The sequence below is a fragment of the Paenibacillus sp. E194 genome, from assembly GCF_000935845.1.
In the GTDB taxonomy this organism is placed as follows: domain Bacteria; phylum Bacillota; class Bacilli; order Paenibacillales; family Paenibacillaceae; genus Paenibacillus_B; species Paenibacillus_B alvei_B.
Map to the genome: position 1 here is coordinate 1 of NZ_JMDX01000539.1, position 684 is coordinate 684.

Annotated in this window: 1 pseudogene; it reads left to right on the forward strand. The window is 44.7% G+C overall.

From position 1 onward, the window contains the following. Positions 1-496, forward strand: a pseudogene (locus AZ66_RS29445) (FtsW/RodA/SpoVE family cell cycle protein); the annotation flags it as partial. Positions 497-684 lie beyond the last annotated feature (188 nt).

Genomic DNA, 684 nt, shown 5'->3' on the forward strand with positions numbered 1-684 from the left:
AAGCCGCATCAGATGTCGAGGATTCAGACCTTTCTTGATCCAACCAGCGACCCTGATAAGTCATGGCATGTAAAAATGCTATGAGCGCCATAGGGACAGGCGGACTAAGCGGAAGTGAAGGATTTTACATGGATCGGGGCTTTATTCCGTATGCGTATTCGGATTCCATCTATGTTGTTATCGGGGAAAGTACGGGTTTCTCGGCTCTTCCATCTTGCTTCTGCTGTACTTCATGCTTATCTATCGAATTGTCCTCATTGCAAATATGAGCATGAACCTGGCTGGAGGCTATCTCGTAATTGGATTAGTAGGCATGATCGTCTTCCAGGTGTTCGTAAATATAGGCATGCACATCGGACTTGTCCCTCTAACCGGGCTATCATTGCCGTTCATTAGTTACGGAGGCAGCTCCTTGCTTACGAACATGCTTACGATTGGCTTAGTCATGAGTGTGCACATTCATAGGGATACCATCCCTCTCCAAATTACTGGATAAGAATCAGGTCTTAAACTTCAGAGGATTTTTTTAGCGTGTAAGCGTTTATAAGTCAAGTTGCCTCGACATTTGGATATATAGTACGATGATAAGGTATCTAAGTACTGGGATATTGTAGCACATATTACAGGGGATAGGAGCGCTTTTACATGCTGACGCCACTGAAGGATAAGACGGTCGTTGTGACC